This window comes from Chloracidobacterium sp., assembly GCA_016711345.1.
Taxonomy (GTDB): Bacteria; Acidobacteriota; Blastocatellia; order Pyrinomonadales; family Pyrinomonadaceae; genus OLB17.
In genome coordinates this window covers 3,364,754-3,388,105 of the sequence record JADJTD010000001.1, presented here as the reverse complement: position 1 = coordinate 3,388,105, position 23,352 = coordinate 3,364,754, and the positions used below count along the sequence as shown (strand labels likewise).

Here is a 23,352-nt window from a genome sequence, read left to right as displayed (position 1 = left end):
TGTGCTATAGAAAGAATCTAATTAGGAGGCTAAAAATCTATGACAGATCAAACTAATACAGCTGCGTCTACAATGCAGGAAATACCGCCCGAAGGGAAGATAATGCAGCTTATTATGGGCGGTTTTGTTGCGCAGTCCGTCTATGTTGCGGCAAAACTTGGCGTCGCTGATCTTTTGGCAAAGGCAGAAAAAACTACCACAGATCTCGCTGCTGCGACCCAGACTGATGAACGATCGCTTTACAGGTTGCTCCGAGCTCTTGCCAGCCTAGGCGTTTTTACCGAAACGTCTGACAGAACATTTACTAATACGCCAATGAGCGAGACGATGCTGGCTGATTCGCCAACGAGCATGCGGGCTATGCTACTGATGGTCGGCGACCCTGAGCACGGCCGAGTGATCAACGACCTGGAATACAGCGTTCGCACCGGCAAACCGGCTTGGGAGCATGTTCACGGTGTGCCGGCATTCAAGTATTTCTTCGAAACAAACAAGGAATTTGGCGACATATTTAACCAGGCGATGACCAGCGGTTCACATGCACAGATCGCGGCGGTGCTCGCATCTTACGACTTTTCAGATATTGGAACGCTTGCCGACATTGCTGGCGGCCACGGGCATCTGCTTGGCGGAATTATGAAGAAATATCCGTCTATGAAAGGCGTACTTTTTGATCTTGGCGTCGTGCTCGCCGGAGCTCCTGAAATGCTGGCCTCGTATGGCGTTGCCGACCGTGTCGAGATGGTCGAAGGGGACTTTTTCAGTGACATACCGGTCGCCGCGGACGCCTACATTCTAAAGCACATTATCCACGATTGGTATGACGACAATTGCGAAAAGATACTTGGATGCATACGCCGCTCGATGCCCGATGACGGCCGCGTATTGATCGTTGATTCCGTAATTCCGCCAGGCAACGCCCCTCATCCAGGCAAGCTACTCGATCTTGAAATGCTTATCTCACCCGGCGGCGTCGAAAGAACCACGGCTGAGTTTGAAACATTACTGACCAACTCCGGCTTTAAGATGACACGCATCATCGCAACGCCCTCACCAGTAAGCATTGTCGAGGCGTTCAAGGCATAATGCATTCTCAAACACCGCCGCAACGTGTCGTGATAACCGGAATAGGATGCGTCACACCTATCGGCATCGGGCGAGAAGCATTTTGGCGGTCACTCGAAAACGGGGTTAGCGGAGTAAGGCAAATAGTGGATTTTGATGTCACTAATTCGCCTGTGAAAATAGCTGCCTATGTTCCTGACTTTGACTGGCAATCTCAATTAAATCCAAAAGATCGTAAACACGTTGCCCGCACCGTACCGCTTGCTTTGGCGGCTGCCCGCGAAGCTCTCGCGGACGCAAACATAGAGCCTGAGCATCTTTCGCTTGAAGAAAAACAGGCCTTCGGTGTCGAACTCGGAACCGGCGGTGGCGGCCTTGCTTTTACCGAAAAGCAGTATTCATATTGGTACATCGGCCCTGAAACGCAGGCGAGCGTCTATGTTATCCCTTCTTCAACACACGGCGGCCTTTCAAGCGAGCTTTCAATGGCTTTCGGACTTCGCGGGTTGTCGCATGTAGTGTCAACTGGCTGCACGAGTTCGACGGATGCCATATTTTACGCAGCCCAGCATATCGCTACCGGCAGACAGGACAGGATGATCGCTGGCGGTGTCGATGCTCCACTCGCTCCGGGAATTCTCGCTGGATTTAATGTAATGACGGTGCTGACCAATCAATGGAATAAAGAACCACAAAGAGCGTCTAGACCATTTTCAAAAAACCGTTCCGGCATGGTGCTTGGCGAAGGCTCGTGGATGTACATTCTCGAAAGCCTCGAATCCGCCCAGGCTCGCGATGCAAAAATTTACGCCGAGATCACTGGCTATGCTTCCACGTGCGATGCTTATCACCGCGTGCGGTTGGAAGATTCCGGCACCGAACCAGCCCGAGCAATGTCCCTCGCTCTCAAAGACGCCGGCAGACATCCAGCCGACGTCGACTACGTAAATCTCCACGGCACATCGACTGTCCTGAATGACAAGATCGAAACCAACGCGGTCAAGATCGCACTTGGCGATCATGCCTATCAAATACCGATGTCGGCAACGAAATCACAAATTGGTCATCCGCAAGGAGCAAGCGGGTCAGCTGGTATTGGAGCTGCTCTTTTCGCGCTCCAAACTCAAACTGTTGCCCCGACAATTAATCTCGACGAACCTGACCCTGAATGCGACCTTGATTATGTCCCTAACCAATCAAAACCTGCCACTGTAAATGTAGTATTGTGCAACTGCATTGGATTTGGTTCAAAAAACAGTGCTCTGGTGCTGGAAAAAATAAACGCCTAAATGTCTCGTGATTTTTCCAAACGCAGCCATCAACTTGAACGCCTCGACGTCGGCGACTACACGCCAGCCGAATATCGCCGCTGGCAGAAGGAAATGCGTTTTATTCACCGGATCTTTGGTGAAATGCGTGCCCTTAGGCGGACACTTTGCCGAGACCTCAAACGGACGGAGGGCCCAGTTTCCGTGCTTGATGTCGGTGCCGGTTCGGGCGAATTGCTGCGTGCATTGAATACTTGGACATACGCCCGCAAAACCTTTTTTGTAGGTGTTGAGATAAACCGTGAGGCCACGCTTTCTATCCAAAGCGAGACGATCTCGGCCGTTCAAAGCGACGCATTGAATCTTCCGTTTGCGGACAAGAGTTTTGATTTTGTTTTTTGCTCCCTTTTTCTACACCATCTTGGCGACGAAGCCGCTGTCAGCCTTCTCAAAGAAATGAGCAGGGTCGCCAGGAAGCGTATTTATGCCATCGACCTTAATCGCCATCCGACCGCATATTATTTGTATAAGGCTCTGGGCAGGGTTCTGCTGCAGCGCTTTACGCTTGAGGATGGTGCTCTGTCGATACTCCGAAGTTTCAACCCGGAAGAACTGCTGGGCCTTGCGAGATCGGCAGGCCTGCACAATATAAAGATCGAACATTCCCGTGTAAACCGTTTGATATTGTCCGGCCGTTAAACTTTCCTAATGAGCATTACGCTTAGATCTGAATATGAAGTTGCGATAGTCGGTGCCGGCCCGGCGGGTTCCAGTTGCGCGATCCGTCTTGCTCAGAGCGGCGTGAAAGTTTTGCTGATCGAACAAAAACAATTTCCACGAGCTAAGTTATGCGGCGAATTCATTTCTCCAGAATGTTTCATCCATTTTGCCGAGCTAAGTGTCCTTGACGAAATGTCGATCGCAGGCGGAGTCGCACTCGAACGGACAGTTTTTTACGCGCGAAATGGTAGATCGGCCACTATCCCAAGCAAGTGGTTTGACGCAGATTCTCACGCATTGGGGTTGAGCCGTGCTGAAATGGATCTCCGGCTTCTAAATCGAGCACGAGCAGCCGGTGTCGAAATTCTGGAGGAAACGAGTGCCACAGGTTTGTTATTCGATAACGGGAAAGTTAGCGGTGTGCGGCTAAAAAACAAAACCCGCGAAACATTTGGGGCGAATTCGGCCATTACTATAGATGCAACGGGGCGAGCGAAAATATTAGCAAGGCAAATCGAAAAAAATGATGAAAATTTTAGACATAAACGAGCTGATTTTGTCGCGTTCAAAACTCACCTAAATGGAGCGACGATTCCACACGGCGATTGCGAGATATACGCATATCGCGGCGGTTATGGCGGTTGTAACTGCGTCGAAAACAACCGTTTTAATTTGTGTTTTATCGTCTCGACAGAGATCGCAAAAAAATACAACAGCGATGCGTCAGAGATTCTGAAGAAAGTCGTTTGTGAAAATCAACGAGCTGCTTTTTCGCTTCGCAATGTAGAAATCATCGATGATTGGCTTGCGGTGCCGATAGAGAGTTATGGCCGTGCAGAACTTGCTCCTACCAAAGGCCTATTGACGATTGGCGATGCGGCAGCATTTATCGATCCATTTACCGGCAGCGGAATTTTACTCGCGCTAGAAAGCTCAAAGATCGCCGCTAGCGTCATAAATGATGGCCTTGTGTCACAATCTTCTTTTGCTGAGATCGCGAATGAATATAAAAGGCAATACTCCATCTCCTTTGACCGTCGCCTCAGAATAAGTTCATTCGTCCGTCACGCCGCTTTCGTGCCTTTCCTCGCCGAGACCGTAATAAAAACGCTCGCAATGAGTGACCGCCTCACCTCTCGTCTGGCAAAAGCAACGCGCGGCTAACTGAAACTTTCTTTAGTGTTTTGTATTTCCCAAGATTTGATCGATCGCATGTTTAAGCACAGGCCGGATCACTTCAAAACATTCCTCGACACCTTTCGGCGAGCCGGGCAAATTAACAATAAGTGTAGTTCCTCGAATGCCGCAGATGCCGCGTGAGAGCATTGCCATTGGTGTCTTGGCGGCCGTTTCACGGCGCATCGCTTCCGCGAGACCGGGAGCTTCGCGTTCGATCACAGCCCGCGTTGCTTCAGGCGTGTTGTCTCGCGGGCCAAAACCTGTTCCACCGGTTGTAAGGATCAGGTCGATGTCTTCCCTTTCAGTCAGGGTATGCAGCGTGTTACGAAGATGTTCCAGATCATCGCTGACTATAATCTTCTCGACTATCTCGGCATCAATAGAAGATAAAAGTCCAGCCAGCCGCTTGCCCGACAGATCGTTGTCAGTGCTACGGGTGTCACTTACGGTTATTATCGCGGCTTTAGGTTTCATTTATTGCAGGATTATTGAACTCTTCATGGCTCGACCAATGCTTGTCAGTAATAGAGATTTCGGATGAGAGTATTTCATCAATCGCCCTTTGTAAGGCTCCCACTCGCTCCGACGTATCGGTTTTCCCAAAAAACAAAAACTTCGTGATCGTTGGCTCATGCGGTTCTATGAAACATAAAAATCCATTTGGAGATTCGTCATAGTTTCCGCAACCAATCCAGAGCGGAAAATCTTCATTCTCAATCGGAAGCATCCAACCCCAGTCCTCGGCAATGAGATCGTGGGGATAAAACCCTTTTTTCCTCAAACCGTCCGACAGGAACTCCGCTAAGCGTTTTCCGTATCTAACTGGATTAATATCATCTTCCTCACCTTCATAAGGGGGAAACGCGTCAGACCGAAATTCTACATATGTCAACATATTTTTGCTCTCATCCCGCGGTCGCTTCGATCTCTTCGATACGCCTCGCCTTTTTGTGACTGTAAAAAACGCTCATCAAAACACCCAATACAACAAGCAACATTCCCGCCAACGATAGTATGGATTGTGGCTCGCCAAATATAAACCAGCCAAAAGTCAAAGCATAAATGAGGCCCGTATAGTTGATGATAGCGACACCAGCAATGCGTTCGCTTTGTAGTGCCCTCGTCAGAAATACCTGGCCGAGCTGCGAGAAAATCCCGACAAGCAAAAGATAAAGCCAATCCCAACCATACGGCGTTTCCCATTGAAAAAACAGGCTGAAAAATCCGACTGCCAATCCTACGAGCTGAAAATGCAGCACGACGGTCAACGGGTGCTCTTTTCCGCGAAGGCTGCGGACCAGATTATATGCCATGCCCGAACAAGCCGCCGATAAAATGCCCACAGCGAGATAAAGAGGCGAGATCCTGTTGTCAAAACGCTCGATCAGTAGCACCCCGCTAAATGCAATAGCATAAAACAGCCACTGTGCCGGCATTACGCTTTCCCTTAAAACAAAGATCGCGATAGTGGCTGTAAATATCGGCGAAAGATATTGTATCGTCTGTGCCGACGCCAACGGCATTTGTTGAAGAGTTAGGAAAAAACAAAAAAGAGCCGTCGTGCCAAATATTCCGCGAAGCAACAACATCGAATGATTCGAACCGATCACGCTCGCTTTTGCACGCTGCAGTCCATAAACACAGAGTGCACTAGAAACAATGCAGCGAAAAAACACGATCTCCATCGCCGGAATGTGCGCGACTTGTTTGACAAAAACGTTTGCCAAAAAAAATGCGAGCGTCGATAAAAACATCGCACGCACGCCTTTTGTAAAAAATGTAGGTTTCTCGCTCAAATTACGAGGTTAATTATTTGTTGCCACCATTGCAACCGCAATTGTCGCCGCATCCCGCTTTCGATGAAAAGGAGTCACGTTTTTGCAGCAGCGAACGACCTGCAAAAACGATCGCTGCAATTATAATTATCCCGACTAATATGCTTTGAAAGTACATTTAACCAAAACCGAGTAATTTGCCGCCCTGATATGTGATGAAAGCTCCGACATACGCAAGCGCCGTCATATAGGCCGTCATAAACAGCGGCCATCTCCATGAATTTGTCTCGCGGCGGACGACAGCAATGGTGGACATGCATTGCATAGCAAGAACAAAAAAAACCATCAGCGTCAATGCCGTCAATGGCGTCCAAACGGGCTTGCCGTCGTCAGTTTTTGCATCGCGAACTGCGGCAATAAGCGTTTCTGATTCTTCGTTCTCGTCCTTGCCAACGTTGTAAATAATGCTCAGCGTCGAAACCAAAACTTCCCGTGCCGCAAAGCTTGCGATCAGTGCAACACCGATCTTCCAGTCAAAACCAAGCGGCTGAATCACCGGCTCGATCGCATGTCCTAATTGGCCGGCGAAAGATTGTTTGAGATGTTCAGACGGCATGCACTGGCGGAGCGTATATCCAGTAGGATATCCTCGGCAGTCTTTGGCCGTGTCTGGACCTACCGCCTGATCGGGAAAGTACATCAACGCCCAAAGAATTATTGAGATCGCCAGGATCACAGTTCCCGCACGTTTTAGAAACAGCCACGCGCGCGTGAGCATGTTTTGCACAACAGTCCGGAGGTTTGGCAACCGATACGGCGGCAGTTCCATAAGGAACGGTGGTGGTGGGGCCTTTAATAGAGTTCGTTTTAAAACGAACGCGGCGGCGATAGCGACGATGATACCGAGCGCATACATCGCCAGCATCAACACCGCACCAAGCGAAATAAATCCGAATACTGTTTGACCGGCAAAAAACGCTGCTATCATCAGCGTATAAACCGGCAAACGAGCTGAACAGCTCATAAATGGCGCGATCATTATTGTTGCAAACCTATCGCGTCGGCTTTCGATAGTTCGTGTCGCCATTATTCCGGGAATTGCGCACGCAAAGCTGCTGATAAGCGGCAGAAATGCCTTTCCGTGCAGCCCGACGCGGCTCATGAGTTTGTCGAGCAAAAACGCGGCACGCGACATATAGCCGCTGTCTTCGAGCAACGAAAAAAAGAAAAAAAGTAGTAATATCTGCGGGAGAAAAACAACAACGCCGCCGACTCCTGCAATTATTCCGTCTGCAAGAAGATCAGTGAGAATGCCCGGCGGCATTTCGGTTCGAACAAGTTCGGCAAGCGAGCCAAAGCCCATTCCGAGCAAGTCCATCGGTACACTCGCCCAGGAGAAGATCGTTTGAAAGACAAGCAGCAACACCGCTACAAGAATTACGAGACCGAAAAATTTATGCGTCAGTATTCTGTCGATCTTTTCTGAAAGGCGATGTTGCTTGTGATCGCTGTGCCAGACAGATTCCTGAACGACGCTCGAAATAAAATTGTATCTGGCAAATATCTTACCGTGCGAGCCGTCTTCTTCTATTTCTTCAAGAACATACGGCACTGTCGGTTTGGTGCCGAGTACTTCTTTTATTTTTGCCTCTAGTTCCGTCTTTCCCCGTCCGCTCTTAGCGTTGACAGTAACAACCGGCGTTTTGAGCAGCGTTGCAAGCATCTCAACATCGATCTCGTGCTTCTCTTTTTCGAAAACATCGATCATCGTCAATGCGATTACCACCGGCACGCCAAACTCGAACAACTGCATCACGAGATACAGATTGCGTTCGAGATTAGTCGCATCGACGACCGCAACGATCGCGTCCGGCTTCGGAGTGCCCGCTTGCGCGCCTGTAATGATATCTCGTGCAATGTGTTCGTCGAGCGAGGTAGCGTCGAGGCTGTAGAGGCCGGGCAGGTCAATGAGATTGGCGAAGACACCATTCAATTTCCACGGCCCTTCTTTCCGTTCGACCGTAACGCCGGGATAATTTGCTACTTTTTGTTTGAGGCCGGTGAGAGAGTTAAAGAGGGTCGTCTTGCCGGCATTTGGATTGCCGGCAAGGGCTATCGTAATGTGAGGATTAGTTGCACTGTCGTTCATTCATCGCTTCAGTCTAAAGGCTGACCTCTACACCGTCAGCTTCGCTTCTTCGCATGGCAAGACTGTAGCCGCGCACTCGCACTTCAATGGGATCACCAAACGGAGCCATCTTTATCACTCGTACGTCCACGCCGGGAATTACACCCATTTCCATTAAACGCCGCGAAACACGACTCGTACCACTTACATTGGTAACGCGAGCATCGCATCCCACCGGCAGTTCTGTCAGTGTCAATTTCTTAGCTCCCTCAGTTTTTCTTTTCATCTTTCTTGGGTTTCATCTCCCATAAAACGTTGATGATCAACCACTTTCCATTAATTTTGCCGATATGCATATAATCGACCCAATCATGCATTTCACATTTGACCGTCGCTGCCCCACCTGTAATATCAAAGATCGTAACGTCTTTCTGCTGATTCTCTTTAGGCGTTTGTTTGCCAAAACCACCGCGAGTTCCCTGTACCAACGCCATCGCCGTCATTTGTCCTAAAGAGCTTTGGCCCTTATCATTTGTGCGAACGATACGTTTTGCCAAGTCCGGACTCAAAGCACTCTCCATCTTTTCTGCATTGCCTTCGTACCAACCTTCCGCATAATTTAATGCTGTTCGTTTTATCGCCTCACGATCTGCGTCCGTTTGACCAAAACCCGAGATCGCCAATGCGATCAGAAACAAGAAACCAAAGAACAAATTCCCTTTCATCAGAACTCCTTTCCAAATATATTCTAACCTAATTGAAAACCGTTTTCAATTTCAATTAATAAAAAGACTGAACGGTTCTCATATTTGGATACGCAGATTATTTAGAAAGGTTTTTTGGGGGTAAGACCAGATCGGCCTGGAAGTTGCCGAATACGAACCGTAGAGGAATACGCTCGTTCGAGTCTAGCCAGATTTTTGGTGACCGTTTGTCAAAGGTCTCATTGCCCGTGGTGATCGAGATCATCTGCGCCAAGATCTTTTCCCCGCCTAAGGTTATCTCCTCAGGATTTGAAGGCACGAGAATGAAGACATTTGGCTCCGTTTCCCAAAATACTGCGACGCGAGTGTCATTAACCGGATTTTTCGGGTCCTTGCTCGGCTTCAGGTTGAATGAACGCATCGCATAGATCAATGAAAGCAGCGAATGAGTTCCTACAGGCGCATCGACCGAAATTTCCTTACCAACAGAAATGTTTCCCGTTCGGGGGTCAAATACTGCAATCTTATTGAGCCACTTTAGATCCCTGCTAAACCGTGCTTCAACCCATCGAGGAGCAAGCGTATCAGGATCGACCTGAACCTGGATCGAATCGCCAAGTCCGAACATGGTATTTCCCTGTTCGGTGCCCGTAACCGTTGCAGTCAACAGCAAGCTGTCCTCATTGTTAAATAATTTTCTCTCTTTCGCAGAGAGAGTAATCACCGCTATCTTCTTTCCGCTCTCAGACACATCATAGTTGAGCGTTTCACCGAGAGCAAAACCCAATTCGGGTAAAATCGGCTGGTTTTCGATGTAAGGCGGCGGCGTTGGTTTTGGCGGTGGAGTAACCGCAGGCGATGGTGTCTTGGGCGTTTCGGGTGTCGGTGCGGCTGTTGGCTTTGGTATCTGAATGGCCGCTATTGACGCATTAACGATGCCTTTCGCCGTCTTAAATCGAATAAGGACCGGAATGCTATCCTGATCAGCCGTAAAGTTGATCTTCAAATCCTTGATTCCGATCGCCGCAAGATAATCACTCTGAACCTCGCTCACTAATGTAACAAACTCACCCGCTTCGGCCTTAACTTTTTCGCTGATCGTGGACCTAAATGTCACGGTGTACCGCTGTCCGTTTTCCAACAACGGAAACGAGCCCACGCCTCGGCTCTCGCGAATTTTATAGATCATGGAAAGCATGTCAAAACTGGTGGTCGGCGCTTTTAGAAAATTATCGACCGTCTCTTTTGGCTCGACCCCGAAATTTGTCGTTTTGCTAATATAAACAGGCAGCCCGGTATCAACTGCGGCATATACTGTACGCTTTTCGTCGAATTGATAAAAAGCCGCGCTTACAACACCAAGCGTTTTCAAAGTCGATCTAAGTTCTACAACTTGAGTACCGCTAAGGTTGCCGTGCGAAACTACCGCCATCTCTACGTAAGCCCCACTTGTGAACTTACCGACCGAGACGTTGTAAGTAAGTCGTTCGCCCACACGAAAGCGAGAACGCGAGCTGACAACCGAATCAGCCGTGCCCTGTGCTGCTGCGGAATTCGAAAAATAAGAGCAGGAGCAAACCGCGACCAATATCGCGATGAACACGTGACGGCTGCTGATAGACACTCGACTATTTCTTGTTCTCATTAATGGGTCGTTATAGTTTCACCGATGATCCGTCTTACGGCTTCTAATCGGTCGTTTGCTTGAATGATCGGCCGGCCGATAACTGCAAAATCGGCCCCGTCCTTTATCGCTTCGGTAAATGTTTTAACACGCTTTTGATCGTCTTTAGTTGCAAACTGTCTGATTCCCGGTGTGACGATCAGAAAATCAGGTTTCGTCATTGCTTCTCTGACTGCCGCGATCTCCTGGGGCGAAGCTACGACACCGTCAAGTCCGCAATCGGCAGCCAGTTTTGCCAGTTTTACAACTTGCTCTTGTACGCCGCAAGTTATCCCGATCTCATCAAGAACTGACTGTGTCGAACTCGTTAGGATAGTCACGCCTATAATAAGCGGACGAACCAGTCCTTCCTTTTCACAAACCAGCCGAACTTCATCGACAGTTCTTTTCATCATTTCCGAACCGCCGAGCGTGTGAACATTCAACATCCAGACGCCGAGCCTCGCAGCTTCGATGGCGGCATTTGCAACCGTATTCGGAATATCGTGAAACTTCAGATCGAGAAATATCTTGAGTCCCGAATCAGTAAGCTCCTTCACAAATGAAGATCCTGCGGCGGTAAATACCTGCGAACCGATCTTAAATGCTCCAACCTCGCCACGCAATTCCCTCACGATCTCTCGTGCCTCCTCAGCCGTCGGCACATCAAGAGCCACGATGATCCGCTCTTTTGGGCTTAATGATGGATATTCTGAGGCGAAGGGCTTCGTCATTCTTAGTCGAGGTCAAGGGGATTTCTGAAAGGCTTGTCTGAGTCAGTATCGGCCCGCTTTAGGGCTTCCTGAAATTTCTCTTCTAATAATCTCTCGCGATCTTTCATCGATGACATTTCCTGAGCAAATATCTGTTCGCGGTGCTCTTTCTGCTTGTTCAATTCGCCTTTTAAATCCTCAAAAGACCCATGCACTTTTTTCTTCTCCTCGTGAGCGAGAAGTGCTCCCGTACTAGCATCGACCGTCAATTTCGCTTCGCAGCAAGGGCATGTCAACGTGTATCTTTCCATAACCGATACAGATTATACAACAAAAGCCTATTATTCCGCCTTTTTAGGATCGGTATTAGTCTCTGTCGTACCAGTTGCCGGAACCAATTTAAGAAACTGATCTGCTGTCGCGAGTTTCACATTTGGGATTCGATCTGTCGTAATGTTTACCACTTGAGCGCTTCTCAGGACTATCGACAACGACCTGTTCTTTTCGTCGATGGTGGTCGATTCAACTTTTAGCAGCTTCGGATGTTTCTTCCAGATACGCACTTCATACAACTTCCCATTCTGAGTTGCTTGAGCGATCTGCGAATCTTCAGGTGACGGCACAAATTTCAGCACCGGACGCCCCGCGCCAGGAGCTGGAGAAGTTATGGTGTTTGATTGCCCGACTGCTGGAGCAGCGATGGAACTCGAAGTCGCGTTTTGCGTGTTCGTCTGGCCGCCAACTTCCGAATTACCCGAACAACCGCTGCTTAAACTCACCGCGATAAAAATAACAAATAAGAAGAAAGCCTGTTTCATTTTGTTCTTAGTTTGGATGTTAGATTTGTCTTTACGGATTCCCACTCACTTTCAATAATACTGAAATAGATCGAGTCACGAAAACGCCCGGTGTCACATATAACATGATTGCGAAAAACGCCCTCTTCCTTCGCTCCGAGCCTCAATATCGCATTTCTCGATTTCTCATTCAGCACGTCGGTTTTCAATTCGAGGCGAATGCACTTCCACACTTCAAAAGCATGAGTAAGCATCAGCAGCTTAGCTTCGGTATTTACCGCGGTTCGTTGCCACGCCGGATCGATCCAAGTCCAGCCGATCTCCGCCCTGCGATTCTGAACGTCGATATTACCAAGTCGTGTCGAACCAATTACTTTGCCCGACGAACGTTCGACGGTTACAAACGGCAAAGCTACGCCCTTATTTTGATCAGCAATCGCAATTTCGATATAGCTTTGCATGTCGTCGCGCGAACTAACATTCATCGGATTTAAACGCCACAACGATTCATCCTGGCCTGCTTCCCACAGGCCATCCAGATGCTCCAAAGCCATCGGCTCAAGCCGAACAAACTTACCTTCTAAAATTACCGGCTCAACTTTCATACTTATGTCAGTAGCCCGCACGTAAGTGAGAGCCTGCTCACGTTGAGGAGCCCTTACTTACGTGCGGGCTACTGACACCGCTTTTCCTTAATAAACTTTAAATGTCGTAATACATAGAAAACTCAAGCGGATGCGGTCTTAAACGCAATGGCGTGATCTCATTCTCGCGCTTGTACTTGATCCAACGCTCGATCAGCGAGGTCGTGAAAACATCACCCTTGAGCAAAAATTCATGATCGTTCTCAAGTGCGTTCAAAGCCTCATCCAAACTGCCCGGTAGCGAAGGCACGTTTGCCAACTCCTCAGGCGGTAGATCGTAAATGTCCTTGTCCAGCGGCTCGCCCGGATCGATGCGGTTCTGCACACCATCGAGGCCTGCCATCAACAAAGCGGCAAACGTCAAATAAGGATTGCACGACGGATCGGGCGGACGAAATTCGAGGCGTTTCGCTTTCGGTGACGATGAGAACATCGGAATTCGCACGGCCGCCGAACGGTTGCGTGCCGAATATGCGAGGTTCACAGGAGCTTCAAAGCCGGGTACGAGACGTTTATATGAATTCGTCGTCGGGGCCGCGAGAGCGACAAGCGCCGGAGCGTGCTTCAAAAGTCCGCCTATGTAGAACTTCGCCATTTCCGAAAGCCCTGCATACTGGTCGCCGGCAAAAAGCGGTTCGCCGTCCTTCCAAAGCGACTGGTGACAATGCATACCCGATCCGTTGTCGCCGTAGATCGGTTTCGGCATAAACGTCGCGGTCTTGCCATGAGCGTGTGCCGTGTTTTTGACCACGTACTTAAAGAGCATCAGGCTGTCAGCCGTATGCAGAAGGTTTGCGAACTTGAAATCGATCTCACACTGTCCGGCAGTCGCGACCTCGTGATGATGGCATTCGACATGAATTCCAACCTGCCCAAGTATCGTCGCCATCGTATTGCGGATGTCGATCAGCGTATCAAGCGGAGCTACCGGCACATAACCTTCCTTAGGGCGAATGTGATAGCCGTTATTGATCGCAAATTCGTTGCTCTCACGGCCCGAGTTCCAATGGCCTTCGTCAGAATTCACATGAAAACCTGCCGAATGCTGATCATTGTGAAAACGTGCCTCGTCAAAGATAAAAAACTCGGCCTCGGGGCCAACGTTTATCGTGTCAGCGATGCCTGTAAATTTCAGATAGCTTTCCGCCCGCTGTGCGACCGAGCGCGGATCGAGCCAATAGCCTTCTTTAGTGATCGGATCAACCGCATTTGCGATCAGACACAGCGTCGTGTCTTCGGTAAAAGGATCGATCCAAAACCGTGAAGGATCCGGCACGAGCAGCATGTCCGATTCATGAATAGCCGCCCAGCCGCGAAGCGACGAAGCGTCAAATCCAAAACCGTCCTCAAAGCTGTCCTCAGACAACTGCCCGATCGGAAAAGTAAGGTGATGCCACGACCCGATAAGGTCAGTAAACCGAACAGAAACAAATCGCGCTTCCTGATCGGCGGCAAAAGTTAAAACATTCTTGGGGTTCATTATTTCTCCTGCTAAGTAGAGTAATGTATGTAAATATGACTAAATTCGGCGGAATTTCAAAAATAGTGATAATACAATAACAGTAACAAAGTTTCAAAATGAGTACGGAAGTCCGCTAGGTAAGGCGGATCAGAAATCAACTTTTTGGTCAATCTTCATTTTGGAAACATCAAATTCAACGTTGCCTCCCAGAAAAAACTTTGAGATGGAATTTATATTAAAGATTGGCTTTAGCTTTTTTGTATCGTCAGTTACCAGCGGTTTGCCATCTTTACCCAATCTGTCAAAGTAAAAGATCGCAACACCTGTGTCTGTTTGCGGCGCAACATATTGAACCAACTCTCTCTTCTCCTTCTTGTCATTCGTCAAATAAATGCTCTCTTTAATATCCTCAAATTTTACGTTTCTAAATCTTCGCCCTATCAAAGTTGCACTAGCGTTAGATGATGCAGGTTGAAGAACGACCATGATGTAATATTTCTTACATAACTCACAATCGAGAATGGGTTTGTTTCGTTCGTCGATTTTTGCCTTTTCGCTGGCTCCCAAACTGTCATATTTTTGCCCAATTTGATTGATTCTAACCAAGGCTCGACGCACAATGTCGGCGGAATAAAGCCTTACAATGATTACCGGCGAAACCGATCCAAACGTCATTTTTTCGTTTAGTGCCTTGCTGTCCATTTCAACACCGACCTCAGAGTAATTGAAAGACCAAGGTGATTTGTTTATGATTTTCATGCAATCGTCCAAATTCCACTTGTCTGCAGGTTTTTCCCACGAATTCTGGGCACTAACGGTACCGCACAGCAATAGGCCAAAAGCCAACGGGAAAAGCTTCAAAAGAATTGTTTTCTTGATCATTGAACTGAGGCCTCCAATATATTTTGTGGTTTTCACGGGTTAATAATTCAACATTGTATATGGATATAGCCTAGACATTCAAGGCTGATTTTGTCCCCTGCCAAATAACCAGTAAACCGTACAGCGATGATCAATCCGTCGAAATCAACGAGGACGGCTTTTCAACCTGTTTAATTCGTCTGACCTATTATCTCAATGCTGAAGAAAGATATCTTCTAAGGGATTTGTAGCAACGCAATAACCCCGTCAAATCGAAAAAACCACGTCAAATCGAGAAAGCGGCATTCCCAAAGATGCAACAATGTGCTATGCTGAGGCGTACATTGTCGTAATTACAACGATTTTGCTCTTTGAAAACAAAATGTGAAACAAGATCTGAAGGCAAAGGAGCGTATTTTTTATTATTTCTCTGCGATCTTTGCGGCTTTGCGGGAGAGATGCTTGTCCGGGCAAAGTTTACCCTTCAGAAGATCGAACGAAGAGGTAACCGCTTTATTTGCGGCGTTTAGATTTGCTGTAAGACAATATCTTAGTTTTTTGTAAAATTTACCGGACAGAGCTTTTTTTCGGCTGTAAACAATTGTGAATACAGTCACTTACGTTGTCCGGTGGGGTCACCGGACAAATCCGGACAAGCCGGACAAAAAAAACGCTGGGACAGTGGGACAATGGACAGCGTTTACTACTGAGAACACAGAAAATTAGATCTTATTTTTCTCAGTGATCTCTGTGTGGTCTATGGCAAAAATTTAGACGATCTCGCCCACGAGGTCGTAGTCGTGGGCTTCGGTGATTTTGACGTTGTAGATCGCTCCGATCTGCGGGTCGAGGCTTTCGGGCATGTCGTTAATGAGGATGTAACCGTCGATCTCCTGGGTTTGTCCTTCGAGGCGGCCCTGAAACAAAAGGTCGGATTCTTGTGAAAGACCTTCAAAGATCACAGAAAAGGTTTGACCGATCTTAGCTCGGTTCAACTGCTTACTGATCTTTGCTTGTTCTTTCATCAGGCGGTTTCGGCGTTTCATTGCGATCTTGGGATCAACCTTGTTGGGCAGATCAAACGCGGGCGTTCCATCTTCGTCGGAGTAAGTAAAGACGCCAAGATTGTCGAAGCGGCAGTTTTGGACGAACTGGATAAGCTCTTCGAAATACTCGTCCGTCTCGCCGGGAAAGCCGGTGATAAACGTCGTGCGGATCGCAATACCGGGAACCTTTTCGCGGACTCGGGCGATAAGTTTTTCAAGCGATTCGCGAGTGCCGCCGCGTTTCATCAGCTTGAGAACATTCCTCGAAGCGTGCTGCAGCGGCATGTCGAGATATTTGACAGCTTTTGGCGTCTCAGCGATGGCAGCGAGAAAAGCATCCGAAATATGTGTCGGATAGGCGTACATTACGCGGATCCATTCGATGTCCTCGATCTCGCCAAGAGCACGGATCAACGCGGCCAGAGCATCGACCTCGCCAAGATCTTCGCCGTAGCGTGACGAGTCCTGTGCGATGAGGACAAGCTCTTTGACACCTTGTTTAGCAAGATTGCGTGCTTCTTCAACGATCGAGCCGAAACGCCGTGATCTGAAAGATCCACGCATAGACGGTATCGAGCAGAATGCACAAGGCCGGTCGCAGCCTTCGGCGATCTTGATGAACGCTGTGTGCGATTGCGTAGCGAGCATTCGCGGCGAGTATTCGTCGTAAAGGTATGTAGAAGTCTTGTTGCCGACAGGCGTGATCGTTAGCTGTTTCGCGTCAAATTTCGCATCAGCGGCTTTGAGAATCTCGTTGACCTGCGAAGTGCCGATAAACGCATCAACCTCGGGCAGCTCATTCATCAGGTCGTCGCGGTAACGCTCGACAAGGCATCCGGCGACGATGACGCGGCTCGCTTTGCCATTTGCCTTCCATTGCGTGGCTTCGAGAATAGCGTCGATCGATTCCTGCTTGGCGGACTCGATAAAGCCGCAGGTGTTGACAACGACGGTGTCCGCTTCACCGGCGTCATTTGTTATTTGATAACCAGCCTCGGCAAGCTGGCCCATCATCACCTCACTGTCAACGAGGTTCTTAGGGCATCCGAGACTGACAAATCCGACTTTTTTCATACTGCGTTTCGGCATAGTTCGAAACAATAAGGATAGCACAAAGGTTAGTGCTCGTAACTTTGCGGTCTTTGCACCTTTGCGGGAGACAATTTCCCGCAAAGACGCAAAGGCCGCAAAGAAAAGCTAATCAGCCTTTAAATTCTTTAACCAGGTTTCGATCTCGTCGGCTTCGTCTCGTGAAAGATTCTTTTCTCCGAACCGAACGCGATTGTATTTTTCGGTGATGCTGACAACTTCGGGGATTCCCGACGAATATGCAAATTCGAGAGGTGTCTGGTGAGGCTCGCGAATCCAGCCTTTGTCGGCAAGAATTCGCTGCATGCGGTCGTAAAATTCAATGATCGATGCGTGGCGTTTTTTGAAAAATCGATCCCAAAGGCGTTGCCAGATTGGGAGTCGTTCGATCTTTCGAAAAAGCCAAATGAACAGGAATATTCCAAAGATCGCGGCTGCAACATAGCCAATGCCGTAGGCAATCGCTATGACGCTCGCCTGTAGCCCTTTATCGCCGCGAACATTCTTCCACCACTCGGCCAGAATGTTTTGGGCTTGGTTCAGATACGACATGATGCCGGATTGATATTCGCCAATGCCGTTTCGCACCGAACGGACAAGCGACCGCTGCTCCTGATCGTCATAGGCGACGAAATGTTGTATCCAGAATGTTTCGAGGGCTTCGAGATATTTGCTGATGCTTGCTGTGATTCCGGCGGACGATGTAGCTGCTGTCTGTCCGGAAAACGGCGTCGGGTCGAAAGGAACCCAAACATCTTCACCGGGAAAATAGACCTCGACCCAAGCGTGCGCATTTCGCTGCCGGACAATGGTAACTTCTGCCGCGTCATTGTATTCGCCGCCGTTGAAGCCGTTAACGATCCGCGTCGCGATGCCCTGCGTCCGCAGCATCATCGCCATTGCGGTCGCAAAATATTCGCAATGGCCTTCGCGAACGTTAAACAAAAAATCGGCGAGTGGTTCATCACCGCCGGCTTTTTGTTCAAGCGTGTAGCCGAAGTTGTTTTGGAGAAAGCTTTCGATCGCGCGGGCTTTGTCATAGCGATTTTTCGCCGTTGCCGCGACCGTTTCCGCGAGGTTTGCGATACGCCGATCAAACGCGGGCGGAAGCAAACGGTAATTGCTTACATCGGAGATGTATGGCTTGTCGTCCGCACGAAGCTGAGATGCAGACGGCAGACTTCGATCCGAAAGCACCTTGTAACTTACACGTTCGTAACTGCGCGAATAGGTCAGCGAACCGTAAGCGTCTTTGAACACGACAGGAAAATTTCCCTGAATCGCGACGGCACGCGTCAGTGCAAACAAGACAGGCGTGTCGAGCGGTTCGAGGTAGATGGTTTGGATCGCGCGGTTCTCGCGGCCGGCGGAAAAATCGACTTGAACGAGTTCGCCTTCGCCTTTTTCAAAAGCGATCTTTGTGCCGGTTTTCGATTTGCTCCAGGACTTGTTATCAAAAGTGTCGAGTGCGACTCCGCGAAAATAAAGTCCGCTGTCTGCGTTGGCGCTGCCTTCCAGTTTGACACGCATCACGACTTCGTTGCTTTGCTGAATCTGGCCGATGCCGCCGAGACGCACTGTGTCGGAAAAGCCCGACGAGGTCTTTTGCCCGAGCTGATTACCGCCAAAGCCCGCACCGCCTACACGCGGCAAGAGAAAGAACAGCGGCAGTGCAAGCACGATAATAAAAACGATGAGCGTCAACGCCGCAGACGGCAGCCGACGGACTGGCAAAGCGGCTTTCGATTCGGAACTTGGGTCACGTTCATGGACGGTTTCGCCGCTGACCTTTAGTTCGACCGCGTGCGAAGTTTTCCTTATCTCGAACGCAATGATCGCCGACGCCATCACGAGCAGATACACAATAAATGTCAGCAGATAAAGTGCGCTGATGCTCAAGCCCGCCGCGAGCAGCACTTCGAAGAACGACATCAGATAGAGAAAGATCCAATCGCGGTCGCTCTTTTTCTGGAGGAGTTTGATTGCCGTCAGACTGAGGATCATTCGAGCGAGAATGCCCGCGATCGCCGCTTCGCCTCCGGAAAATGTGATGATGCGGAAATGCCACGCGGCAAAATATAGTGGTAGAGCCAGAACGATAAGCACCGTTCCCAGCTTTTCCGATATCTGCCAACGCGAGCCTTCCAAACGCCAAGCAACGATCATCACGGCGATAAATAGACCAGTGCCGGCGATGCCAAACGTCCCCGAAACCCACAGCGACACAAAGCCGCAAAAGACAGCAATGTAGGAAACTAAACGGAAGAATCTTTCGAAATGCATCAATTGGCGGCAACTCCGCTTTTCAATTATATAGCGCCCGAACTGAAAAGTTGCGTTATCTAATTAAAATCCCGCGAGCAATTATCATTAGGAGGTATTAAGATTACCGCAAACCTATACTTAAAAAGCACTCGCGGCGATGATCCAAAACACTAGAATCATCGTCAGTCCCCCGAGACAATCAAGGGCGACATCGGACAGCGAGCCGTGGCGTTCCGGGTAGAAACTCTGCCGGATCTCGTCTATTGAAGCCACAACCAAGACGACTGCGAACGCTCCGGCATGCCAAAATTTCGCCGCCACAAGCAGCGACGAATTGTAGAAAACAATAGAAGCCAGCAGAGCGAGAATCGCGTAACCAGCAAAATGACACAATTTGCGGAGGAAGACATGGTTTTTATTAATTACCTGCGCGTCATCGCTTGGAAACAGCAAATGAAACATGGGAGCGAAATAAATTATAGTTCTCGAAACCGAACCTTTGTTTGACGAAAGATATAAAGTCCCGCTGATCCATAAGATTAAAGGAGCATAGAGCCAAAAATTCTCTTCTTGTAAAAAATCCATTACGCGGACTCCTTACGGTGCGGGAAGATCAGCGAGAAAATGATCGACGCCGAGATGACTGTCAAAATAAACCCGAGCGAGTATGATATCGGGAACTTTCCGCCGAACAGATCATTCAGCCACACCATCTTCAGTCCTACAAATACTAAAACTATCGCCAGTCCGTATTTCAATAAATAGAACTTGTCGATCACGCCGGCAAGCATAAAATACAAAGACCTAAGACCGAGTATCGCGAAAATATTCGACGTAAAGACGATGAACGGCTCATTTGTAACCGCAAAGATGGCGGGTACGCTGTCAACCGCGAATATTATATCCGTTGCCTCCAAGAACAGTAAGGCAATGAACAGAGGAGTTGCATGCCAACGACCTCCAACCTTTAGAAAGAAACTCTTTCCGTCAATTGTATTCGTGACCGGTATGAATTTCCGAAAGATCCTGATCAACAGATTTTTTTCCGGTTCGATCTCTTCTTTGCTGGTAAAAAACATCTTGATGCCCGTAATAATCAGAAATCCGCCAAACAGATATACCACCCAGTGAAACTGCATCAATGCAGACCCCAAAGCGATAAATATTGCCCTAAATACGAGAGCTCCCAGAATGCCGTAGAACAGAACGCGATGCTTGTACTTTGCCGGTATTCCAAAATAGCTGAATACCAGCACAAAGATGAAAATGTTGTCAACGGAAAGTGATTTTTCGAGAATGTAGCCGGTTAGAAATTCAAGCCCGACTTGGTGCCCGATTTCCGCACCAAATTTGCCGGCAGCATATAGATAAAAAAGAAAATTAAAAATTAATGCAAGCGTCACCCAAACGATGGTCCATATCGAAGCTTCCTTAAAAGAAACAACGTGGGCTACGCGGTTGAAAATACCGAGATCGATGGCGAGCAACGCCAACACAAAAGCCATAAACCCGGCATAAAACCACCAATATTCTGCAAATGGAAATAGACTCATTGTTTTCTCCATCGGTACACGCTCAAGCCGTTACCGCTTTGATCGCTGATGAGCGAGCTCGTAGTTAGCTGCTCTTAATAGCACCGTTAAGGATCCTTGCGATCTGCTTAACTGCGGTGATCTCCTCGTCACATATTCGCCTGCCGCCAGCCGGGAAATTAGAATCGCCGCCCGACACCTCAGCAATAAGCGTGCATTGTGAGATCAGGCTGTACTTCTCCTTGGCTCGTTCATCATCATCGAGTGTTTCCAATCCCGCTCTTAGTTTTTCGAGTGACTCTTGGAAGAAATCCTCTTTTGGACTCAGTTCGAGCCAATGGAGTAGTTGATTTAGGTTTTCGTCACTCGGGTCAACGCCTAGATCGAATAGGGAGTCGAATATCATCTGGCGTTCACGTTTTGTTATCCGTCCGTCGGCCCATGCGACCTTAACAAGCGGGAGCAATTTTAGATGGTCGGAAATGCCATTTTTTTCTGTCTTAGAGTTTAGTTGTGACTCCTTTGTGTCCAAACGCGAGAGTCGTTTTTCCGTTTGCTGGAAATTGATTTCTTCGTCTGTGCCGCTGGAGTGGCCGCGCCATAGGCCGTATATCTGTTTTTGGCCGAGGTCGGCAACATAGCGTGTTTGCTCCAGCATTAGGGATGAGATCGCAGCCGTCATGCCCAGCGGAAGGCCATAAAGCCTATCAGCAATATCATTCCACAGCGTCTCCATCACCGAGGCGTGCGGACGAGACGAGAGCCGCGTCATTATTTCAACGAAATTTACGTCATCTTTCAGCAGGCCGTAAATTTCCGCCGTCTTCAGGACCGCATTTTGCTCAAATCTTCCGACTCGGCCATCTACCCAAGCGACCTCGATCAATGGCGTAAGCATCAGTAAAAATGTGTCATCCGATGTACGTCCCGCAGTTTGCAAGAGACTTCGTATTCGTCTGGCATAACCTACAAATTTTCGTTCGCGTGTCGTCTGATTTCGATATGCTTCGATTCCTTGCAATAAGAAATTATCCATTTGCACACTCCTCCTTTTTTTAAGTCTGCAAATACAAAAAGACCTCTTGCAGACTAAAGCCGCAAAAGGTCTCGATATTTCCCAACTCACCGGTTCGCTTGGCTGTTGATGCGAACGTATTGACGATGAGGTGGACCTCTGAGCAAACAGAGGTTTCTACTCCCCTAACAAATTGTGATTTCACTTTATCTAGACTTAATACAGATGTCAAGTGAAGCACAAATGATTTAAATCTTAACCGCTCAGTCGGCTATATTTGGTGGTCTTTTCCATGCGTCGGAAATACTCAGCCTATGCAAGATCGGTTTTAGTGCGCTAGGTCAAAAAGTTCTGTTTGTTGAGAACGTGCAGGCCTTTACAAATTTCTGTATTATTATTTCTTATGGCAATGGCCGAAAGTGGCGAGAAAGAGTTTATTTCGATCGTGATGCCTGTTTATCGCGAAGCGGCGCATATTGGCGAGGTGTTGAAGGATGTCCACAAAGCTCTCGTCGAGGCTGATGTGCGGTTTGAGATCATACTGGTCGAAGACGGTTCGCCTGACGACACATGGAAAGCTCTTGTTGAGCAATCAAAAAACTATCCGATGATGCGTGCCGCTCGTCTGAGCCGGAATTTTGGAAAGGAACACGCACTCTGCGCCGGCCTCGAAATGGCTCGCGGCGACGCTGTCATCGTTATGGATGCCGACGGCCAACATCCGCCGGCGATCCTGCCAAAGATCATTTCAACGTGGCGTGAAAGTGACGCCGACATCGTCGAATGTACAAAGATCGACCGCGGCGAGGAGACGCTTTTCAGCAAAGTCGCAGCGGGAATGTTCTACTGGCTTTGGAACAAGCTTTCGGGCTTTGAGATGCGCGGAGCGTCGGACTACAAACTGCTCAGCCGTCCAGCTGTCGATGCCTATCTCGAAATGGACGAGCGAAATGTTTTCTTTCGCGGCATGACAGCCTGGCTTGGTTTTACTCGTGCTCAAGTACCGTTCGAGGTCGCAGTCCGCGCAGGCGGCAGCACGAGCTGGTCGATCATGCATCGCGTGAAATTGGCACTGACAGGCATCTCCGGATTCTCGTCGTTGCCGCTACAGTTTGTAACATTCACCGGGTTGATATTTTTGCTGTTCTCGGTACTCTTTGGCATTTATACATTGATCCTACAGATCAAAGGAAGCGCGGCGACCGGATTTTCGACCGTCATTCTGTTGCTGCTCGTGATCGGAAGTTTGCTGATGATAAGCTTAGGAATTATCGGTATCTATCTCGCTCGAATTTACGACGAGATCAAAGGGCGTCCGCGATATGTGATCTCGCAGCGGATCGAACCAAATGAAGCAGCGACGCCGCAGAGACGAAAAAACGATAGTTCTGTTCAGCCGCTTTTTGAAATGGACAGTAACGTATAG

At 48.7% G+C, this 23,352-nt stretch carries 25 protein-coding genes; 5 read left to right on the top strand and 20 right to left on the bottom strand.

What is annotated here, in order from left to right:
* Positions 1 to 39 precede the first annotated feature (39 nt).
* The 4 genes from IPL32_14195 to IPL32_14180 are packed head-to-tail and all read left to right on the top strand — an operon-like array spanning position 40 to position 4,217.
* Entirely contained in the window at positions 40 to 1,086 is a 1,047-nt protein-coding gene (locus IPL32_14195; GenBank protein MBK8466970.1) for a methyltransferase, read from the top strand.
* Positions 1,086 to 2,354 carry a beta-ketoacyl-[acyl-carrier-protein] synthase family protein gene (locus IPL32_14190; protein ID MBK8466969.1) on the top strand — a complete coding sequence of 423 codons (1,269 nt, stop codon included), beginning with the start codon at positions 1,086 to 1,088 and terminating at the stop codon, positions 2,352 to 2,354. Before IPL32_14195 ends, IPL32_14190 begins: the two co-directional genes overlap by 1 nt.
* Positions 2,355 to 3,032, top strand: a complete 678-nt coding sequence (locus tag IPL32_14185) for a methyltransferase domain-containing protein (GenBank protein MBK8466968.1) — start codon at positions 2,355 to 2,357, stop codon at positions 3,030 to 3,032. It abuts the gene before it with no gap.
* Between the two features lie 9 nt (positions 3,033 to 3,041).
* Positions 3,042 to 4,217 carry an NAD(P)/FAD-dependent oxidoreductase gene (locus tag IPL32_14180; protein MBK8466967.1) on the top strand — a complete coding sequence of 392 codons (1,176 nt, stop codon included), beginning with the start codon at positions 3,042 to 3,044 and terminating at the stop codon, positions 4,215 to 4,217.
* Positions 4,218 to 4,229: 12 nt separating this feature from the next.
* Here IPL32_14180 and IPL32_14175 read toward each other — a convergent pair whose 3' ends face one another.
* From IPL32_14175 to IPL32_14080, 20 genes are all read right to left on the bottom strand, one after another.
* The gene (locus IPL32_14175) at positions 4,230 to 4,706 is read right to left on the bottom strand and encodes a MogA/MoaB family molybdenum cofactor biosynthesis protein (GenBank protein MBK8466966.1); all 477 of its coding nucleotides are present in this window, start codon (positions 4,704 to 4,706) and stop codon (positions 4,230 to 4,232) included.
* Positions 4,696 to 5,127, bottom strand: a complete 432-nt coding sequence (locus IPL32_14170; protein ID MBK8466965.1) for a hypothetical protein — start codon at positions 5,125 to 5,127, stop codon at positions 4,696 to 4,698. Before IPL32_14170 ends, IPL32_14175 begins: the two co-directional genes overlap by 11 nt.
* Positions 5,128 to 5,137: 10 nt before the next feature.
* Entirely contained in the window at positions 5,138 to 6,028 is an 891-nt protein-coding gene (locus IPL32_14165; protein ID MBK8466964.1) for a DMT family transporter, read from the bottom strand.
* A 13-nt stretch (positions 6,029 to 6,041) separates the two neighbouring features.
* The gene (locus tag IPL32_14160; protein ID MBK8466963.1) at positions 6,042 to 6,185 is read right to left on the bottom strand and encodes a FeoB-associated Cys-rich membrane protein; all 144 of its coding nucleotides are present in this window, start codon (positions 6,183 to 6,185) and stop codon (positions 6,042 to 6,044) included.
* Entirely contained in the window at positions 6,186 to 8,156 is a 1,971-nt protein-coding gene (gene feoB / locus IPL32_14155) for a ferrous iron transport protein B (protein ID MBK8466962.1), read from the bottom strand.
* 13 nt (positions 8,157 to 8,169) lie between these two features.
* The gene (locus tag IPL32_14150) at positions 8,170 to 8,421 is read right to left on the bottom strand and encodes a ferrous iron transport protein A (GenBank protein MBK8466961.1); all 252 of its coding nucleotides are present in this window, start codon (positions 8,419 to 8,421) and stop codon (positions 8,170 to 8,172) included.
* Entirely contained in the window at positions 8,405 to 8,860 is a 456-nt protein-coding gene (locus IPL32_14145) for a nuclear transport factor 2 family protein (protein MBK8466960.1), read from the bottom strand. Before IPL32_14145 ends, IPL32_14150 begins: the two co-directional genes overlap by 17 nt.
* 97 nt (positions 8,861 to 8,957) lie before the next feature.
* On the bottom strand, positions 8,958 to 10,484 hold the full coding sequence (locus IPL32_14140) for a DUF3108 domain-containing protein (protein MBK8466959.1): 1,527 nt from the start codon (positions 10,482 to 10,484) through the stop codon (positions 8,958 to 8,960).
* Positions 10,484 to 11,236, bottom strand: a complete 753-nt coding sequence (gene pyrF / locus IPL32_14135; protein MBK8466958.1) for an orotidine-5'-phosphate decarboxylase — start codon at positions 11,234 to 11,236, stop codon at positions 10,484 to 10,486. The genes IPL32_14140 and pyrF overlap by 1 nt, the downstream gene beginning before the upstream one ends.
* A 2-nt stretch (positions 11,237 to 11,238) precedes the next feature.
* Complete coding sequence (locus tag IPL32_14130; protein MBK8466957.1) at positions 11,239 to 11,526, bottom strand: 2-nitropropane dioxygenase; 288 nt, start codon at positions 11,524 to 11,526, stop codon at positions 11,239 to 11,241.
* 30 nt (positions 11,527 to 11,556) lie between these two features.
* Positions 11,557 to 12,033, bottom strand: a complete 477-nt coding sequence (locus IPL32_14125; GenBank protein ID MBK8466956.1) for a hypothetical protein — start codon at positions 12,031 to 12,033, stop codon at positions 11,557 to 11,559.
* Positions 12,030 to 12,617, bottom strand: a complete 588-nt coding sequence (locus tag IPL32_14120) for a GNAT family N-acetyltransferase (GenBank protein ID MBK8466955.1) — start codon at positions 12,615 to 12,617, stop codon at positions 12,030 to 12,032. Before IPL32_14120 ends, IPL32_14125 begins: the two co-directional genes overlap by 4 nt.
* A gap of 97 nt (positions 12,618 to 12,714) precedes the next feature.
* Positions 12,715 to 14,136: a type I glutamate--ammonia ligase gene (gene glnA, locus IPL32_14115; GenBank protein ID MBK8466954.1), complete on the bottom strand. Its 1,422-nt coding sequence runs from the start codon at positions 14,134 to 14,136 to the stop codon at positions 12,715 to 12,717.
* A gap of 129 nt (positions 14,137 to 14,265) precedes the next feature.
* Positions 14,266 to 15,000 (bottom strand): hypothetical protein, encoded by a 735-nt coding sequence (locus IPL32_14110; GenBank protein MBK8466953.1) that lies wholly within the window; start codon positions 14,998 to 15,000, stop codon positions 14,266 to 14,268.
* Positions 15,001 to 15,401: 401 nt separating this feature from the next.
* Complete coding sequence (locus tag IPL32_14105) at positions 15,402 to 15,596, bottom strand: hypothetical protein (GenBank protein ID MBK8466952.1); 195 nt, start codon at positions 15,594 to 15,596, stop codon at positions 15,402 to 15,404.
* A 153-nt stretch (positions 15,597 to 15,749) separates the two neighbouring features.
* The gene (rimO, locus tag IPL32_14100) at positions 15,750 to 17,099 is read right to left on the bottom strand and encodes a 30S ribosomal protein S12 methylthiotransferase RimO (GenBank protein ID MBK8466951.1); all 1,350 of its coding nucleotides are present in this window, start codon (positions 17,097 to 17,099) and stop codon (positions 15,750 to 15,752) included.
* A gap of 123 nt (positions 17,100 to 17,222) precedes the next feature.
* Positions 17,223 to 19,397 (bottom strand): DUF3488 domain-containing protein, encoded by a 2,175-nt coding sequence (locus IPL32_14095; GenBank protein MBK8466950.1) that lies wholly within the window; start codon positions 19,395 to 19,397, stop codon positions 17,223 to 17,225.
* A gap of 120 nt (positions 19,398 to 19,517) precedes the next feature.
* A complete protein-coding gene (locus tag IPL32_14090) occupies positions 19,518 to 19,964 on the bottom strand; it encodes a VanZ family protein (protein ID MBK8466949.1) in 447 nt (148 codons plus the stop codon).
* A complete protein-coding gene (locus IPL32_14085) occupies positions 19,964 to 20,944 on the bottom strand; it encodes a TerC family protein (protein MBK8466948.1) in 981 nt (326 codons plus the stop codon). Before IPL32_14085 ends, IPL32_14090 begins: the two co-directional genes overlap by 1 nt.
* 52 nt (positions 20,945 to 20,996) lie before the next feature.
* Positions 20,997 to 21,947: a TerB family tellurite resistance protein gene (locus IPL32_14080; GenBank protein MBK8466947.1), complete on the bottom strand. Its 951-nt coding sequence runs from the start codon at positions 21,945 to 21,947 to the stop codon at positions 20,997 to 20,999.
* Positions 21,948 to 22,335: 388 nt separating this feature from the next.
* On the opposite strand from IPL32_14080, the gene IPL32_14075 reads away from it, so the two are divergent.
* The gene (locus tag IPL32_14075) at positions 22,336 to 23,352 is read left to right on the top strand and encodes a glycosyltransferase family 2 protein (protein MBK8466946.1); all 1,017 of its coding nucleotides are present in this window, start codon (positions 22,336 to 22,338) and stop codon (positions 23,350 to 23,352) included.